General features: G+C 67.0%; 15 protein-coding genes. 9 read left to right on the top strand and 6 right to left on the bottom strand.

Annotated elements, in window-relative coordinates; all coding sequences use genetic code 11:
* Nucleotides 1-98 precede the first annotated feature (98 nt).
* The 5 genes from N440_RS03850 to N440_RS03830 all read left to right on the top strand — a co-directional run bounded on the left by N440_RS03850 (nucleotide 99) and on the right by N440_RS03830 (nucleotide 5,779).
* On the top strand, nucleotides 99-992 hold the full coding sequence (locus tag N440_RS03850) for a LysR family transcriptional regulator ArgP (RefSeq protein ID WP_133934146.1): 894 nt from the start codon (nucleotides 99-101) through the stop codon (nucleotides 990-992).
* A 78-nt stretch (nucleotides 993-1,070) separates the two neighbouring features.
* A complete protein-coding gene (locus N440_RS03845) occupies nucleotides 1,071-2,477 on the top strand; it encodes a TolC family protein (RefSeq protein WP_133934145.1) in 1,407 nt (468 codons plus the stop codon).
* A complete protein-coding gene (locus N440_RS03840; RefSeq protein WP_133934144.1) occupies nucleotides 2,470-3,483 on the top strand; it encodes an efflux RND transporter periplasmic adaptor subunit in 1,014 nt (337 codons plus the stop codon). The genes N440_RS03845 and N440_RS03840 overlap by 8 nt, the downstream gene beginning before the upstream one ends.
* A complete protein-coding gene (locus N440_RS03835; protein ID WP_133934143.1) occupies nucleotides 3,468-4,655 on the top strand; it encodes an ABC transporter permease in 1,188 nt (395 codons plus the stop codon). Before N440_RS03840 ends, N440_RS03835 begins: the two co-directional genes overlap by 16 nt.
* Nucleotides 4,652-5,779, top strand: coding sequence for an ABC transporter permease (locus N440_RS03830; protein ID WP_133934142.1), 1,128 nt, complete (start codon nucleotides 4,652-4,654; stop codon nucleotides 5,777-5,779). Before N440_RS03835 ends, N440_RS03830 begins: the two co-directional genes overlap by 4 nt.
* Before the next feature lie 116 nt (nucleotides 5,780-5,895).
* Here the strand turns inward: N440_RS03830 and N440_RS03825 are convergent, their stop codons facing one another.
* The 3 genes from N440_RS03825 to N440_RS03815 all read right to left on the bottom strand — a co-directional run bounded on the left by N440_RS03825 (nucleotide 5,896) and on the right by N440_RS03815 (nucleotide 9,498).
* Complete coding sequence (locus N440_RS03825) at nucleotides 5,896-6,264, bottom strand: glycine zipper 2TM domain-containing protein (protein WP_008268471.1); 369 nt, start codon at nucleotides 6,262-6,264, stop codon at nucleotides 5,896-5,898.
* 166 nt (nucleotides 6,265-6,430) lie between these two features.
* Nucleotides 6,431-8,653, bottom strand: a complete 2,223-nt coding sequence (locus tag N440_RS03820; protein ID WP_133934141.1) for a methyl-accepting chemotaxis protein — start codon at nucleotides 8,651-8,653, stop codon at nucleotides 6,431-6,433.
* Nucleotides 8,654-8,835: 182 nt separating this feature from the next.
* Nucleotides 8,836-9,498 carry a hypothetical protein gene (locus tag N440_RS03815; RefSeq protein ID WP_133934140.1) on the bottom strand — a complete coding sequence of 221 codons (663 nt, stop codon included), beginning with the start codon at nucleotides 9,496-9,498 and terminating at the stop codon, nucleotides 8,836-8,838.
* Between the two features lie 243 nt (nucleotides 9,499-9,741).
* Here N440_RS03815 and N440_RS03810 point away from each other — a divergent pair, with 243 nt between their 5' ends.
* The 4 genes from N440_RS03810 to N440_RS03795 all read left to right on the top strand — a co-directional run bounded on the left by N440_RS03810 (nucleotide 9,742) and on the right by N440_RS03795 (nucleotide 15,398).
* Nucleotides 9,742-10,134, top strand: coding sequence for a barstar family protein (locus N440_RS03810; RefSeq protein WP_133934139.1), 393 nt, complete (start codon nucleotides 9,742-9,744; stop codon nucleotides 10,132-10,134).
* A 125-nt stretch (nucleotides 10,135-10,259) separates the two neighbouring features.
* Nucleotides 10,260-12,851, top strand: coding sequence for a DNA mismatch repair protein MutS (gene mutS / locus N440_RS03805; RefSeq protein WP_133934138.1), 2,592 nt, complete (start codon nucleotides 10,260-10,262; stop codon nucleotides 12,849-12,851).
* 324 nt (nucleotides 12,852-13,175) lie between these two features.
* Nucleotides 13,176-14,687: a catalase gene (locus tag N440_RS03800; protein ID WP_166671576.1), complete on the top strand. Its 1,512-nt coding sequence runs from the start codon at nucleotides 13,176-13,178 to the stop codon at nucleotides 14,685-14,687.
* Between the two features lie 108 nt (nucleotides 14,688-14,795).
* Complete coding sequence (locus N440_RS03795) at nucleotides 14,796-15,398, top strand: DUF937 domain-containing protein (RefSeq protein ID WP_049456157.1); 603 nt, start codon at nucleotides 14,796-14,798, stop codon at nucleotides 15,396-15,398.
* 72 nt (nucleotides 15,399-15,470) lie between these two features.
* On the opposite strand, the gene N440_RS03790 is transcribed toward N440_RS03795, so the two are convergent.
* From N440_RS03790 to N440_RS03780, 3 genes are all read right to left on the bottom strand, one after another.
* Nucleotides 15,471-16,658: a cellulase family glycosylhydrolase gene (locus N440_RS03790; RefSeq protein WP_133934136.1), complete on the bottom strand. Its 1,188-nt coding sequence runs from the start codon at nucleotides 16,656-16,658 to the stop codon at nucleotides 15,471-15,473.
* A 113-nt stretch (nucleotides 16,659-16,771) separates the two neighbouring features.
* Entirely contained in the window at nucleotides 16,772-17,179 is a 408-nt protein-coding gene (locus N440_RS03785) for an RNA-binding S4 domain-containing protein (protein ID WP_133934135.1), read from the bottom strand.
* A gap of 9 nt (nucleotides 17,180-17,188) precedes the next feature.
* Nucleotides 17,189-17,428 carry a hypothetical protein gene (locus N440_RS03780; RefSeq protein ID WP_133934134.1) on the bottom strand — a complete coding sequence of 80 codons (240 nt, stop codon included), beginning with the start codon at nucleotides 17,426-17,428 and terminating at the stop codon, nucleotides 17,189-17,191.
* Nucleotides 17,429-17,432: the final 4 nt, after the last annotated feature.

The following is a 17,432-nucleotide window of genomic DNA, read 5'->3' as shown; positions in this document are numbered from 1 at the left end:
GCCCAGGCAGCGAAGGGACGCGCAGGGTGCGACCATTGCCGCGTTAAGACAATCTGATTTTTCTTTATCCTGTGCAGAAAAACTGAAGGGGCGCCTGCATGGATCTGGTACATCCGCAACTGACCGCGTTCACCGCGGTGCTGGAGGAAGGCAGCTTCGAGGCCGCCGCACGCCGCCTGTCGATCAGCCCGTCGGCGCTGTCGCAGCGGATCAAGGCACTGGAGGACAGGCTCGGCCAGGTACTGGTCGTGCGCCAGGCACCGTGCCGGCCCACCGCCGCCGGAGAGGCGCTGCTGCGCCGCGTCCGGCCCATGCAGGCATTGGAGGCAGAGGCGCTGGCCGAACTGCTGCCCGAGCGTGGCAGCGACGCTGCGCGCACGCCGATCCCCTTGGCGGTCAACGACGACTCGCTCGATACCTGGTTCGTACCGGCCATTGCCGAACTGCACCAGCGCCACGGCTACCTGTTCGACCTGCGCATGGACGACCAGGACCACACCCTGCAGCTGCTGCGCGATGGCAGCGTGCTCGGCGCGGTCACTGCCGAAAGCCAACCGGTGAAAGGCTGCAACGTGCATCCGCTCGGCGCGATGCGCTACCACGCCATCGCCTCACCCGGCTTCGCCCGCCAGTACTTCAGTGCTGGCATGCAGGCCACCGCATTGGCCCGCGCACCGATGCTGGTGTTCAACCGCAAGGATGAACTGCAATGGCGCTTCGTGCGGCGGCTGACCCGCGCGCGCCTGCAGCCGCCGCTACACTACCTGCCCTCCTCCACCGGTTTCGTCGAAGCCGCGGCGTGCGGACTCGGCTGGGGCATGGCTCCGGAAGCCCTGGTCGCGCCCGCCGTGCATGCCGGCCGCGTGGTGGTACTGGAACCCCGCCGCTGGCTGGATGTGCCGCTGTACTGGCAGCATGCCGCCGTGCGCTCAAGCACGCTGCAGCACATCACCCAGGCGCTGCGCAGCGCGGCCAGCGGCACCCTTCGCTGAGGACCACACGATGACCGCAGACCCGGGCTTCACACCGCGCGCACTACCGTTTGCGCACTTCTTCACCATTGGGACGGCATGGGCGTGATCGGCCGACGTACAAGGATGCTTCGCGCAAAGGCCGCGCTGGCGCTGACGCTGGCAACCTGCCTACCCCTCACTGCGCTGGCACAGACCCTCACCGATGCACCGGCATTGGACTGGGAACAGGCACGGCAGCGATTGGAACAGGTCTCCGATGCGCTGGCCGCCGCAGACGCCGCCGTGCGCAACAAGCAGGACCTGCAGGACGCCACCCGCCTGCTGCGCCTGCCGGAGATCACCGGCGAAGTACGCCGCCTGCAGTTCCAGAAGACCCTTACCCTGCCGCTGGGCTCGCTGGCACCGGTGGCCGAAGCCTTCGGCATCGACTCGCCCCTGTCCTTCACCGAACGCGACTGGCGCACCCGCCCGGTGGTGACCGCGGTGCTGCCGCTGTACACCGGCGGCGTGATCCCGGCCGCGCAGCGTGCCGCCAGCGCCGCCCACGAACAGGCCAGCGCCGAGCGCGAAGCACAGCGCCAGTCGCTGACCGTACAGCTGGCGCAGGCCTATTTCGGCCAGCGCCTGGCCGAACAGGCCGTGGACGTGCGCCGCGATGTGCGCGATGGCCTCAACCGCCACCTGTCCGACGCTGGGAAACTGGAGCGCGAGGGCTTCGCCACCCGCGCCCAGCGCCTGCAGGCTACCGTGGCCCGCGACAAGGCCGAACGCGAATACCAGAAGACGGTGAATGACCTGGCCACGCTGAAGGCCGCGCTGTCCACCCTGCTGCGCAGCGGCGGCGAGGTGCAGCCGGTATCACCGCTGTTCGTGCAGCGCGCGCCGCTGGAACCGGTCGCCCGCTTCGAACGTACCGCGCAGGCCCGACAACCGCAGATCGCGCGCCTGCGGGCGATGGTGGCGCAGGCCGAACAGGGCGTGCGCGTGCAGCAGGCCAAGCTGAAACCGCAGATCTTCGCCTTCGGCCAGTACGACTTCCGCCGTCGCGACGAAATGCTGACCGATCCAGACTGGGCCTTCGGCATCGGACTGAAGTACACCTTCCTCTCGCCGAACTCACGGCCGGCGCAGATCAGCGCCGCGCGTGCGCAGCAGGAGCAGGCCGAAGCCGGCCTGCGCGAAGCCGAGAACCAGGTTGCACTGGGCGTGCGCAAGGCCTGGAACGAACTGGAGACCGCGCGCCAGCAGTTCGTGCTGCTCGACAGCAGCATTGCCCAGGCGCAGGAAAACCTGCGCCTGCAGGAGCTGGCATTCCGCGAAGGCCAGGCCACCTCGCTGGATGTCATCGACGCGCGGCTCGGCCTCGGCGGTGCCCGCGTCGAGCGCGCACAGGCCGCCTACCAATACGATGTTGCGCTGGCACAGCTGCTGGAGGTCAGTGGACAGATGGACCGTTTCGAAGAGTTCCGGCGGCGTGCGGACGAGGTGATCGACCATGAGTGATGTGCTGCACGACGATGCGACGACGCCCCCGGGCAAGCGCCGGCTGGGACCGATCCTGATAGGGGTGCTGCTGGTGGTGGTGGTGCTGGGCCTGTGGCTGGCCTGGCGCAGCCCGGCCGACCAGATCCAGGGCATGGCCGATGCGGACACGATCAGCGTGGCCGCCAAGATCACCGCGCGCGTGGCCGAGCTGAAGGTGCGCGAGGGCGACCGCGTGCAGCCCGGGCAGGTGCTGTTCCTGCTCGACAGCCCCGAGGTGGCCGCCAAGGAACAGCAGGCGCACGGCGCATTGGCCGCCGCACAGGCGGTGGCCGACAAGGCCGACGAAGGCGCGCGCAGCGAAGACATCCGCGCCGCCGAAGCCAACTGGAAGCGCGCCGAAGCCGGCGCGACGCTGGCCGACGCCACCTACCAGCGCGTGCAGAACCTGTTCAATGAAGGGGTGATGACCCGACAGAAGCGCGATGAAGCACATGCCCAGGCCACCAGCTCGCGCGAACTGGCGCGTGCCGCCCGCGCGCAGTACGACATGGCGCTGTCTGGCGCGCGCGAGCAGGACAAGCGCGCCGCGCAGGGCCAGGTGCAGCAGGCGCAGGGCGCGGTGGCCGAAGTCAACGCCGCACGCGCCGAAGTGGAAGGCCGCGCGCCGGTCGCCGGCGAGATCAACAAGCGCATGGCCGACCCGGGTGAACTGGTGCCGGCCGGCTACCCGGTGTTCACCCTGGTCGACATCGACCGCATGTGGGTGGCGATGAACCTGCGCGAATCGCAGATGCAGGGCCTGAAGGTCGGCAGCAAGCTGCGTGGCAGCGTGCCGGCGCTCGGCCAGGACGGCGAGTTCGAGGTCTATTTCATCAATCCGGCCGGTGACTATGCGACCTGGCGCACCACCCGCCAATCGTCCGGCTACGACGTCCGCAGCTTCGAGGTGCGGGTGCGCCCGGTACGCCGCATCGAGGGCTTCCGCCCCGGCATGAGCGTGCTGTTCGCATGGCCCCAGCACTGAGCCCTGATGGCGGCGGCTTCGCCGCTTCCTGGCGGCGCGAGCTGCGGTCGTTGCGCGGCAACCGTGCCGACCTGATGCTGGTCACCGTGCTGCCGCTGCTGATGCTGGTGGTGATGGCATGGATGTTCACCCCCTCGGTGATGCGCGACATCCCGATCGCCGTGGTCGACCTCGACCACAGCAGTGACAGCCGCCTGCTGCTGCGCATGCTCGATGCCAGCCCGGGCGTGCGCATCGCCAGCCAGCCGGTGGACCTGGAGGACGCACGCTCGCAGCTGCGCCGCCTGGACGTGTTCGCGATCGTGCTGGTGCCGCGCGACGTTACCCGGCAGGCGCTGCGCGGGCGCCAGGGCACGGTGTTCGCCTATTACAACGCCACCTACATGACCACCGGCCAGTCCGCCGCGCGTGATATCGGCGATGCGGTCTCGGCCTGGAACGCACGCCTGCTGCGCGAGCGCATCGGCCTGCAGGTCGGCCCGGGCAAGCTGCGTGCGGCGCCGATCGCGGTGCAGTCGGACATCCTCTACAACCCGGCGCGCAGCTACGAGCTGTTCCTGCTGCCGCTGATCTTCCCGGCGGTGCTGTCGCTGGTGCTGGCGCTTGCCGTGGCCGGCAGCCTTGGCCGCGAGATCCGCGATGGCACCCTGTCCGACTGGCTGGGCCGCACGCCGTGGGCCGCCATCGCCGGCAAGGTTGCACCGTACATCCTGCTGTTCTCCCTCTACGGTGCGCTCGGGCTCGGCTACCTGGCCTGGCTGCGCGGCGACGGCGTGGCCGGCAGCGTACTCCTGCTGCTGCTCGCACAGCCGCTGTTCTACCTGGCCACCGCGGCCTACGCGTTGTTCTTCGTCGGCGTCACCCGCGACATGGGTACCGCGCTGTCCGCAGTCGGCCTCAGCATCGGCACCGCATTGGCGTTCTCCAGCGCCACCTTCCCGGTGCTGGACGGCCCCCTGTTCACCCGCATCTGGCACCAGCTGTTGCCGCTCAGCGCCTACATCAAGCTGCAGACCCAGCAGCAGTTCATCGGTTCGCCGCTGCTGGTCTCGCTGTGGCCGTTGGCCACGCTGCTGCTGATGTCGGTGGTGGCCGGCGGCATCGGTGGCCTGCGCCTGATTGCCTTCTCGCGTACACCCGAAGCTGCGCAGCCAGCGAGGGCCGACGCATGAGCACGCTCTGGCGCAGCCTGCGGCAGACCCTGATGGCGGTGCTGTGCGACCGCTATGCGATCGTGGTGATGGTCGGCGCGGTGATCCTGTATTCGTTCTTCTACCCGGCGGCGTACCGTCACCAGGTGGCCGGCAACCTGCCGGTGCTGGTGGTGGACGAAGACCACAGCGCCACCAGCCGCGAACTGCTGCGCAAGCTGGACGCGCTGCGGGTCGCACGCGTGGTCGGGCAACCGGCCGACATCGACAGTGCACGCCAGCAGCTGGAAGCCGGCCATGCCGAAGGCATCGTGCTGATTCCGGCCAACCTGGAGCGCGACATCCTGCGCGGCCAGCCGGCCAGGCTGGTGCTGCTTGGCAACGGCGCCTACCTGGGCCGCGCCAGTTGGGTGCTGGGCAGCGTGGCCGATGCACTGGGCGCGTTCGGGCGCGAGGCGGCGGTCGGCCAGGCCGCCTTCATGGGGGCGCCACAGGCACCACCCGTCACCCTCGTGCAGCGCCCGCTGTACAACACCCAGGAAGGCTACGGCAGCGCCATCGTGCCCGGCGTGGCCGAACTGATCGTGCACCAGACCCTGCTGATGGGCATCGGCGTACTGCTGGGTGGCCGTCGTATCGCGCTCGGCCGGCGCCTGCGCTTCGACCTGCCGACCCTGGGCGGCATGGCACTGGGCTTCGGCCTGATCGGCCTGTTCGGCCTGTTCTACTACGCCGGTTTCACTGCCTGGGTGCAGGACTATCCACGCGGCGGCAATCCGCTGGGCCAGCTGCTGGGCGGCACCCTGTTCATCGCCGCCACGGTGGCGTTCGGCCTGTTCATCGGCAGCTTCTTCCGCACCCGCGAACGTGCGTTCCAGTACATCATCGCCACCTCGATCCCACTGTTCTTCCTGGCCAACCTGTCGTGGCCGGCGGTGATGACGCCACGCCCGCTGGTGTGGCTGGCGCAGCTGCTGCCAACCACCTCGGGCATCAACCTGATGGTTCGCCTGAACCAGATGGACGCCCGCCTGGCCGAAGTCAGCCACGAACTGATCACCCTCACCGCCCTGTTGCTGCTCTACGGCAGCCTCGCCACCTGGCGCCTCCTCGCAAAAAAGGGGACGGAGGGGATTAAGTCGTAAACGGTCGGATTGGCGGATTGCGACTTAATCCCCTCCGTCCCCTTTTTCTGTAACGACGAACGCCGGCTTGGGGCCGGCGTTCGAAGTACAACGAGTGCGGAAGGGGACTACATCGATCAGCGGTAGACGCGCTCGCAGCGGCGCTCGACAACACGGTCGCCATTCTTCTGCTGCTGGTTGCCCTGGATCTGCCGGCCCGCGGCGCCACCGGCGACGGCACCGGCCACGGTGGCCAGCTTCTTGCCGTTGCCGCCGCCCACCTGGTTACCGAGCAGGCCACCAATCACCGCGCCGGTGGCCGTACCGGCAATACGGTTGGGGTCACGCGAATTGCGCTGCACTTCCACGTTCTTGCAGACCACGCGGCTGCCATCGTTGAACTTGCGTCCTTCATCACGCGGCCCGTAGGTCTGCGCGCCTGCAACCGAGCTGGCCGCCAGCAGCGTGCCCAGCACAAGCAGTCGAGTCGAGGTCTTCATGGCCATCTCCTGAGGTCCGGTATGGCACCAGTGTCCTCTCACGGTTGGCAACCCGAAGTGAAATGGGCGTATGCGCGATGACATCGGCCATTCTTCGTTCAGGAAGAAAATCCGCGCCCATCGCGACCAGCCATCGCGATGGGCGCCGTCTCCCTGCCGGCTTGCCACCTCTCTAGAACTCTTCCCAGCCACCCGCGTTCGCCGCCAGCGTCGGCTCGATACGCGGCGAAAGCACCGCCGGCCGGCGCACCGGAGACACCGTCGCAGCGACGGCGGCCAACGCGGGGCGTACCGCCGCCGCTGCGGTGGCGGCGCCGGTGCGGAACACCGACACCGCCTCGGCCAACAGGTTGGCCTGCTCTTCCATCGAGCGTGCCGCTGCGCTGGCTTCTTCCACCAATGCCGCATTCTGCTGGGTGGTCTCGTCCATCTGCACCACGGCCTGGTTGACCTGCTCGATGCCCGAACTCTGCTCCTGCGAGGCGGCGGAGATGTCGGCCATGATGTCGGTCACCCGCTGCACCGAAGCCACGATCTCGCCCATCGTGGTGCCCGCCTGGCGCACCAGTGCCGAGCCATCGGCCACCTTGCCGACCGAGTCCTCGATCAGGCCCTTGATCTCCTTGGCGGCACCGGCCGAGCGCTGCGCCAGCGTGCGCACCTCGCTGGCCACCACCGCAAAGCCCCGGCCCTGCTCACCGGCACGCGCCGCTTCCACTGCAGCATTCAGTGCCAGGATGTTGGTCTGGAACGCGATGCCGTCGATCACCGAAATGATCTCGGCAATCTTCTTCGAGGAGGCTTCGATGGCGGACATCGTGGTCACCACCTGGCCGACCACCTCCCCGCCCTGCGAAGCGACACCATGCGCACCGATCGCCAGCTGGTTGGCCTGCCGTGCGTGTTCGGCATTCTGCTTCACGGTGGAGGTCAGTTCCTCCATCGACGCGGCCGTCTCTTCCAGGTTCGCCGCCTGCTGCTCGGTGCGCCGTGACAGGTCGGTGTTGCCCGAGGCAATCTCGCCTGCGGCCAGGTTGATGCTGGATGCGCTGGCCTGGATGCGGCCCACGATCTGCTTGAGCTGATCGACGGTGGCATTGCAGTCATCGCGCATGCGCGCGAACACCCCGTGGAAGTCGCCGTGCATGCGTACGGTCAGGTCACCGCGCGAGATGGCCTGCAACAGGGTCGACACCTGCACCAGGTTTTCATCGGTGGTCTGCATCAGCTGGTTGAGCCCGGCCACCATGTCGCGGAAATCGTAGGCGAAGCGATCCTCATCGCCACGCAGGCTGAAGTCGCCCGCCGCAGCTGCGCTCGCCAGCCGGCGGATCTCGCTGTTGATCGCCGACAGGCTGCTCTTGGTTTCGTCCATTGCCTGGGTGATCGCCGCCTTCTCGCCCGGCAACGGGTCCATGTCCACCGACAGGTCACCGCGGGCATAGTGCTTCATCACCTCGATCAACCGGTTCTGCACCTGCACGTGCGAGCCAACCAGCGCATTGGTTTCGTGCACCATGCGCCCGTAGTCGCCGGGGAAGGAACTCTCGTCCATGCGATAGCTGAGGCTGCCCGCGTCGTGCTGGCGGGCCAGTTCGCCCTGCGCCGCCATCACCGACTGCAGCTGCGCCTGCATGCGCTGCATCGACCTCAGCAGCTGGGTCAACTCATCGTTGCCCGACGCATCGATGACGTTGTCCAGGCGGCCACTGGCGATGCCGTCGGCCAGGGTTACCGCGCCTTCCAGCGGGCGGGTCAGGCTGCGGGTGATGGCCCACGCCGCCAGTGAACCCAGTATCAGGCTCAGCACGCCGAATACGATCGACAACGTGCCGGTCCAGGATTCGGTAGATCGGTATTCCTCGCGGCTGCGCGCGGTCAGCGTCTCCTGATGCCGCAGCAGGGTCGAGATCGCCTCATTCCATGCGGTGGCCAGCCCGTGCTCGGCCAGCAGCTCTTTGGCAGCGCCGTCGAAATCCCCAGCCTTCATGCGCGCGTGCAGATGCTGGGTGGAGGCGTCGGTCGCCTTGCGTGCCGCGTCGATTTTCGCAACCAGGGCATCGCCGGTGGCGTCACGCGGAATCTTGATGTACTTGGCCCAGATGCCGTCGTAGGTCTGCGACAGCTCCTGCGCCTTCTGATAATCCTTGTCGAAATCCTCGCCGCGCTTGATCACCATCAGCCGGCGGTGCATCAACACCGCGTTGTTGGTATCCAGCATGTCGTTCAACAGCCGCATCTTCACCATGTTGACGTCCACCACTTTCTCGAACTGGGCGGACTTCAGGTGATTCCCGTACAGCACCAGGCCAACGATGGCCACGATGAACAGCAGCAGCAAACCGAACCCGGCACCCAGCCGGGATCCCACTCGGAGGTTGCGTAAGGCGAGCATCTCAATTCCCTTGATCATGGCCGTACGATCGGTTGCGGCGCAGGCAAGGGAAACTTTATGGGCCACTATTATTATATCGATCCAAAAGATTGAAACTGTGCAGGCAGACGCAAAACCGGACCGAGCCGGATAGCGCTATATCCTGATGAAATATCGATATACCGGCTATTCACCCACAACCATCACGTCACCATCACGGCTTTCGATACGTCCCAGCCTTTCTGCTGCAGTTCCTGCTGAACGTCCTTCAATGTCGGGACAGCCTGCGCAAACTCCCTGCCTGCCAACCGGAAGCCATCCTTCCAGCAATACAACCTGTTGCCCTCTGCCAGGATCGACACCAGACGTTTCAACAACCCTTCGTCCAGTTCATTGCCACCGTCGTCCAACTCCAGAACAAGAAGAATCTCCTGGGCGGCATCCACGGGTGGGCGATATACGGTTTCGCCCAGGTATTCCACCAGTGCGTGGGCTCGAAGAATCTCGATCCTGACGAAGGGCTCGCTCTCTCCCACCCGCTCTTCGCTTCCGATCTCCCACTTGTTGACCTTCAGGTCAAGAAAGCTGCAGTTGTTGAGATCCTCATCGCTCTGAAAGTGGGAGACGGGAACGCCGCCCCATGCGGCATGGATCCACGCGTCGCGCTGTGGCAATACGACCGATGAGTGCAAAGCAATCGCGTATTTCCTGCTCATTGCCAGCCCCCGCACACCATTGAGCGGCCGCACCATGCCGCCTGATAACCGGTTGCCCTCCGGACGCTCGCACGGCAGGAACCAGATTCCATCTTCGTCGAGATCCGACAGGTTTCTTCGGGCAGGCCATGCGTGGCGCAGAACGCCCAACTGCTCCGCGGTCCTACCCTCGGCGAAGCAGCCTGCAATCGCGGGGCACGGCCCAACGTGAGGCCGGTGCGATGGATCGCATCATTCTTGAGGTTCAATGAATTCCCCTTGGGACCGGCGTGAGTTCTGGCGCAGGCGCCAATCCCGACCCAACCGCGCGCAGTATGTGTTGTCCGGATGTGCTCCGCAAAGCACGCACCACCCGACCCTCATCCACAACCGGAACAACGCTACAGTCCGTGCATGACCATCACCCTGCAGATCGAAGGGACCGCCATCCATGACATCCCCAGCCTGTACGCGGAGATCAACCGCGTGTTCATGGCCGGCGAGGACTGGCAGCTCGGACCGAGCCTGGATGCGCTGGATGACCTGTTGTACGGCGCCTATGGCGCGTTGGCCGGCCATGCCCAGGCCACACTGATCTGGCGCGATATCGCCCACAGCCGCACGGCCCTGGGCGTGGAGACCACCCGCCAATGGCTGCAGGCCAAGCTGGACACACCGGGCAGCTTCAATGCGCAGGCCATTGCCCGCCAGCTGGACGCGCTGCAACGGGGCGAAGGCCCGACCTACTTCGAGATCGTCATGGAGATCTTCGGCGGCCACCGGCAGATCACCCTGGTCCCGGCCTGACCCCGTTGCTGCGCCGTACACCCGTGGCGGCAGCCCTGCGCCCCAGCAGTTACCATGGACAGCCCTGTACCTGCTCCGCTGCCGCTGCCCTCCGGCGCGGCCGGATGCCCTGATCCACGAGTCCCATGTCCAAAGACAAGTCCGCCGAACACACCCCGCTGATGAAGCAGTTCTTCGCAGCCAAGTCCGATTATCCGGACCTGCTGCTGTTCTTCCGCATGGGCGACTTCTACGAGCTGTTCTACGACGATGCGCGCAAGGCCGCGCGCCTGCTCGACATCACCCTGACCCAGCGCGGCAGCTCCGGCGGCGCGCCGATCCCGATGGCCGGCGTGCCGGTGCATGCCTACGAGGGTTATCTGGCGCGGCTGGTGGCACTGGGTGAATCGGTGGCGATCTGCGAACAGATCGGCGATCCGGCACTGGCCAAGGGCCTGGTCGAGCGCAAGGTGGTGCGCATCGTCACCCCCGGCACGGTCACCGACGAGGCATTGCTGGACGAACGCCGCGACACCCTGCTGATGGCGCTGTCGCGAACCAAGCAGGGCTACGGACTGGCCTGGGCCGACCTGGCCGGTGGCCGCTTCCTGGTCAACGAGGTGGAAACCGACGACGCACTGGAAGCCGAACTGGCCCGGCTGGAGCCGGCCGAGCTGCTGGTGCCCGACGAAGAGAACTGGCCGGAGTTCCTGCGCCAGCGCACCGGCGTGCGCCGCCGCGCGCCGTGGCTGTTCGACGCCGACAGCGGCCGTCGTCAGCTGCTGGCGTTCTTCAAGCTGCATGACCTGAGCGGCTTCGGCATCGACGACAAGCCACGTGCCACCGCCGCCGCTGGCGCCCTGCTCGGCTATGTCGAGGAAACCCAGAAGCAGCGCCTGCCGCACCTGACCTCGATCGCGATGGAAACCGCCGGCGAGGCGATCGCGATGAACGCCGCCACCCGTCGCCATCTTGAACTGGACACGCGTGTGGATGGCGATACCCGCAACACGCTGCTGGGCGTGCTCGACAGCACCGTGACGCCGATGGGTGGCCGTTTGCTGCGGCGCTGGCTGCACCGCCCGCTGCGCCTGCGCGAGGTGCTGGTACAGCGCCACCATGCGGTGGAAACACTGATCGACCGCGGCAGCGACGCCGACATCCGCGAGCAGTTCCGTCGTCTGGGCGATCTCGAACGCATCCTCACCCGTGTCGCACTGCGCTCGGCGCGCCCGCGCGATTTCTCCACCCTGCGTGACGGCCTGGGCCTGCTGCCGGCGGTGCGTGAGGTGCTGGCGCCGCTGGATTCACCACGCCTGCAGGCGCTGCACGCCGCGCTGGGCGAGCATGACGAATGCGCGCAGCTGCTGGCCAGCGCCATCGCCGAGATGCCGCCACTGAAGCTCAGCGATGGCGGCGTGCTGGCCGACGGCTTCGACGAGGAGCTGGACGAGCTGCGCCGCATGTCCACCCATGCCGACCAGTTCCTGGTCGACCTGGAGCAGCGCGAGCGCGAGAGCAGCGGTATCGCCACCTTGAAGGTGGGCTATAACCGCGTGCACGGCTATTACATCGAAATCAGCAAGGGCCAGTCCGACCGCGCGCCGGTGCACTACACCCGCCGGCAGACGCTGACCAACGCCGAGCGCTACATCACCGAGGAACTGAAGGCCTTCGAGGACAAGGTGCTGTCCGCGCGCGACCGTTCGCTGTCGCGCGAGAAGTACCTGTACGAGCAGCTGCTGGATACCCTCGGTGGGCAGCTGGAACCGCTGAAGCAGTGCGCGGCGGCGCTGAGCGAGCTGGACGTGCTGGCCGCCTTCGCCGAACGCGCGCAGGCATTGGACTGGGCACGCCCGGAACTGCAGGTCGAGCCGTGCCTGAAGATCGAGCGCGGCCGCCACCCGGTGGTCGAAGCGGTGCGCGAACAACCGTTCGAGCCGAACGACCTGGACCTGCATCCGGACCGCCGCATGCTGGTGATCACCGGCCCGAACATGGGCGGTAAATCGACCTACATGCGGCAGAACGCGCTGATCGTGCTGCTGGCCCACATCGGCAGCTTCGTGCCGGCCAGCCGTGCGCTGATCGGCCCGATCGACCGCATCCTGACCCGCATCGGCGCCGGTGACGACCTCGCCCGCGGGCAGTCCACCTTCATGGTCGAAATGGCCGAGACCAGCTACATCCTGCATCACGCCACCGCGCACTCGCTGGTACTGATGGACGAGATCGGCCGTGGCACCTCCACCTACGATGGCCTGGCCCTGGCCGACGCGGTGGCCCGCCACCTGGCCTACCAGAACCGCTGCTACACGCTGTTCGCCACCCACTACTTCGAGTTGACCGCGCTGGCCGACGAACAGCACGAAGGCGGCCGCAGCGGCATCGCCAACGTGCACCTGGATGCGGTCGAGCACGGCGAAGCGCTGGTGTTCATGCACGCGGTGACGGACGGCCCGGCCAACCGCAGCTTCGGCCTGCAGGTGGCGGCACTGGCCGGCCTGCCCCGCGCCACCGTGGCGCAGGCGCGTCGTCGCCTGGCCGAGCTGGAGCAGCGCGGCGGAGAAAGCCATGCCGCCGAGCTGGCACCACAGGCGCTGGATGCACCGCAGCAGTTCGGCCTGTTCGCAGCACCCTCCAGCAAGACGCAGGAAGCGCTGGCGGCAATCGACCCCGACGAGCTGACCCCGAAGCAGGCGCTGGAAGCGCTGTACCGGCTGAAGGCGCTGCTGTAACCGCAGCGCACGTCCATGGCCTCCTGCCTGCCCGCGGGAGGCCAATTGAAAGATTTCACAAATCCGATTCTGCCTTTCAATTGACAGAATCTATCAACCTGAACGAATCATTCGATTATTCATTTCATCTGGCCCTAGCTACAGTCGAGTGAAGATGTTTCCCACGTCTTCACCGCCACCAGGAGCCAGCCGATGAGCCAGTCCGACAACAACAACGCCAAGTGCCCGTACCACACCGCTCCGACGCCGGAGGAAGGCGCCCAGCAGCAGCGTGAGCTGAGCACCACGCCGAAGCAGAAGCACGGTGACGATCCGGTTACCCCGATGACCACGGCCTTCGGCGCGCCGGTGGTGGACAACCAGAACAGCAAGACCGCCGGCCCGCGCGGCCCGCTGCTGATGGAAGACGTGTGGCTGCTGGAGAAGCTGGCCAACCTCAACCGCGAGATCATTCCCGAGCGCCGCATGCACGCCAAGGGCTCGGGCGCGTTCGGCACCTTCACCGTCACCCACGACATCAGCAAGTACACCCGCGCCAAGCTGTTCGAGAAGGTCGGAAAGCAGACCGAGATGTTCGCCCGCTTCACCACGGTGGCCGGCGAGCGTGGCGCCGCCGACGCCGAGCGCGACATCCGCGGCTTCGCGCTGAAGTTCTACACCGAAGAAGGCAACTGGGACCTGGTCGGCAACAACACCCCGGTGTTCTTCCTGCGCGACCCGCGCAAGTTCGCCGACCTCAACAAGGCGGTCAAGCGCGACCCGCACACCAACCTGCGCAGCGCGCGCAACAACTGGGATTTCTGGACGCTGCTGCCCGAAGCGCTGCTGCAGGTGACCGTGGTGATGAGCGACCGCGGCATCCCGCGCAGCTTCCGCCACATGCACGGCTTCGGCTCGCACACCTACAGCTTCACCAACGCCGACAGCGAGCGCTTCTGGGTGAAGTTCCACTTCGTCAGCCAGCAGGGCATCGAATCGCTCACCGATGCGCAGGCGCAGATCCTGGTCGGCCATGACCGCGAAAGCCACGGCCGCGACCTGTTCGCCGCGATCGACAAGGGCGACTTCCCGAAGTGGAAGCTGTTCATCCAGGTCATGCCGGAACTGGATGCCGAGACCTACCGCGTGCATCCGTTCGACCTGACCAAGGTGTGGCCGAAGAGCGACTACCCGCTGATCGAGGTCGGCCAGTTCGAACTGAACCGCAACCCGGTCAACTGGTACCAGGACGTGGAGCAGTCGGCGTTCGCACCGAGCAACCTGGTGCCGGGCATCGGCCCGTCGCCGGACAAGATGCTGCAGGCGCGCCTGTTCGCCTATTCCGATGCGCAGCGCTACCGCCTGGGCGTCAATCACCACCAGATTCCAGTGAACGCTGCGCGCTGCCCGGTGCACAGCAACCACCGCGATGGTGCGATGCGCGTGGACGGCAACTACGGCGGCCTGCCGCACTACGAGCCGAACAGCTACGGCCAGTGGCAGGAGCAGCCGCAGTACCGCGAGCCGCCGATGAAGATCCGCGGCGATGCCGACTTCTGGAACTTCCGTGAGGACGACGCCGACTACTTCAGCCAGCCCGGTGCGCTGTTCCGCAGCTACAACCAGGCGCAGAAGGACCGCCTGTTCGCCAACACCGCCCGTGCCCTGGGCGATGCGCCGGACTTCATCAAGCAGCGCCACATCGACAACTGCAGCAAGGCCGACCCGGCCTACGGTGCCGGCGTCGCTGCGGCCCTGAAGGCGTTGGCCAGCCAGCCGTCGGACCCGTTCAAGCCGGCCCAGCCGGAAACCGACTTCCCTGCCGCCACCCCGGGCGCGGAAGACATCGAGCTCTGATCGCCCTCCCCTGCGTACGGCACGCCGCCTCCCCGTGAGGCGGCGTCGCCGTTTTAACGGTCCGCGTCGTACTTTCTGCACGCCCCATCCCAATCGAGGATTCCCCTGATGAGCCTGACCGATGAACTTCTCGCCAAATTGCAGGGCGCTCCGCTGCAGCAGGTGTCGCAGCAGCTCGGCATCAGCGATACCCAGGCCTCCGGCGCGATCAGCGCCGCGCTGCCGGTGCTGATGGGCGCGCTGGGCAACAACGCTGCGCAGCCGCAGGGGGCGCAGGCCCTGCTCGGCGCGCTGCAGAACAACCACAGCGGCCTGGACCTGGGCAGCGTGCTCGGTTCGGTGCTGGGCGGCGGTGGTGGTGGTGCCGCCAGCGATGGCGCCGGCATCCTCGGCCACATCTTCGGCGGCAGCCAGCAGAAGGTGGAAACCGGCCTGGCCCAGGCCACCCAGCTCGACAGCGGCCGCACCAGCCAGCTGCTGCAGATCCTCGCGCCGATCGTGATGGCCTTCCTCGCCCAGCGGCTCGGTGGCGGCCAGGCCGATGCCGGCTCGCTCAGCCAGGCGCTCGGCCAGGAGAAGCAGCAGGTGCAGCAGCAGGGCGGCATTGCCGGTGGCCTGCTCGGCAGTGTGCTGGACCAGGACGGCGACGGCCAGTTCGGCATGAGCGACCTGTTGAAGCTGGGCGGCAACCTGCTCGGCGGCAAGCGCTGACAGACGCTGTCGCCGGGGGTGACCCGGCGTGATCAGCATCGCCAGGGATAACGCCGGGCCCTGCCCGGCGTCTCAGCGGTTCCCGGCCTTCAGCCGCTGCAGGATCGGCGCGAACAACGGCGCCTGCATCGAGCGCGGCGGCACCGCTGACTTTCCCTGTTCCTGTGCCTGCCAGTACGACCACGGCAGCGCCTTGTCGCCCAGTTCGTAGTCCATGCCATCCCAGCCATCCTCGCGGAAGGCGTAGAAGGCCCAGTGCACCTTGTCCTGTTCCAGCACCTGCAGCACGTCCTGCAGGTAGCGGCTGCAGTCGGGCCAGCGGCGCATGCAGCCGAATTCACCGACCACCATGCGGTTGGCCCCCACCCCGTGCGTCTTCGCCCAGTCCATCGGCTGCTGCAGGTAGCTGCGTACGCGCGCCGCATCCCAGCGCTCGCTATGGCCGCCGAACGGCACGCTGCCCGGGTAGCGCCAGGGCTTGGCACGTTTCTGGTTCGGCGCACTGGTCGCCGCGTACGGCTCGTACATGTGCACGCTGTACAGCAGTTTCCCGTCGTCCAGCGGTGCCGGCCAGTAGTTGAAGCCATCGGCGGCCGCATACCATCCGGCATCCAGCATCAGCGGCATTTCCGCGTCGACCTCGCGGATGCGCGCGATCAGCCCCGAGTAGAAGCGGCGCAGATCACGCGGGCCGTCCTGCACCCCGGCATACCACTGCTGCATCGCTTCGCTGGACGCATGTTCGGCCAGGCCGGCACCGTACTCCGGCACCGGTTCGTTGATCAGGTTGTAGGCGGCCAGTGCGGGATGCCCCTTCAACGCCACGGCCAGGTCATGCCAGAAGCGTAGCGCCGGGGCGTGATTGTCGAACGACTGCCACAGGCGCTGGTCGACCTTGTCACCGTTGTGCTGCTTCCAGCGCAGCAACGGCAACGACAGCGGGGTGAGCACCACTTTCAGTCCGGCCGCGTCGGCATCGTCCAGCACGCGGCGCAATGTCGCCAGATCGGCCGCGACCAGCCCTTGATAGTCGTCCGCGTTGCCAATCAGGAAGTCACGGCCGCCCTGCGCCTTCCACTTGTCCGGCACCAGCCGCACCCAGGTCGCGCCGGTCGCACGTAGCGCTTCGAAGTAGTCCCGGTCCGGAGGCGACATGTTCATGCTGTTGCCCCCGCGCTGCGGAGCATCCCAGAAGGTGATATCGGCCGCGTGCAAGGGCGCGGCAGCAAGCAGGGACAGGCACAACGGCAGGTAACGCATCGGCAGGCTTCCAGAAGGTGAACATCCAGCCTGCCCCGCCGCTTCCGAACGCACCGTGACTCGCGCCTCCTTTCGCGCCGCGATAGGAACAATGCACCGGAATCGCCGTTCCGTCAGAGCGCGTCGATATCGCCCAGCGCCCGTATCAACCGCCGCGCGCGCTTGTCCGGCTTGTGCTCAGGCGGCTGGAAGCCATCGCGGGCGGCGATGCGCAGCGCGCGCTGCTCTGCACGACGCGCCTTCGAGGCTTCACTCTCGGTGTACAGCTGCTGCGCCACCGGGGCCGGCCCGCGCTGGTCGCTCAGGCCCAGTACCTGGATCTCGAAATGCTCTTCACCGCGATCGACCTGCAGCTGCTCACCCACGCGCACCGCGCGCGAGGATTTCGGGCGCTGGCCAGCCACGCTGACCTTGCCGGTCTCGATGGCCTGCTTGGCCAGACTGCGGGTCTTGAAGAATCGGGCCGCCCACAGCCAGATGTCCAGGCGGACACTGGGCGACAGCGGGGAAAGCTCATGCATCGGTGCGTACTACTCCGGTGGCTTGTTCAGGGGACGCGGGTTGTCCGGATCAGCCCGGCAGCCGGTGCCGCCGATCAGCGGTGGAACGCCGGACGCAAGATCCTGGCGCTGACTGCCGACCAGGCATTCGGGCCGGTCGGTCGGCCGGATCTGGGTATCGCCCAGCCGGTCGTCCATCGAACATGCGGCCAGTACGACGCCGATCAAGGCCAGCGCCATGCTCCGTCCCACCCGTAGTCGTTGATGCATTGCC

The sequence above is a fragment of the Stenotrophomonas sp. CC22-02 genome (genome assembly GCF_004365115.1).
GTDB classification, from domain to species: Bacteria; Pseudomonadota; Gammaproteobacteria; order Xanthomonadales; family Xanthomonadaceae; genus Stenotrophomonas; species Stenotrophomonas forensis.
Note: the sequence above shows the minus strand (reverse complement) of the source record. Positions and strands in the feature narration are given on the sequence as shown.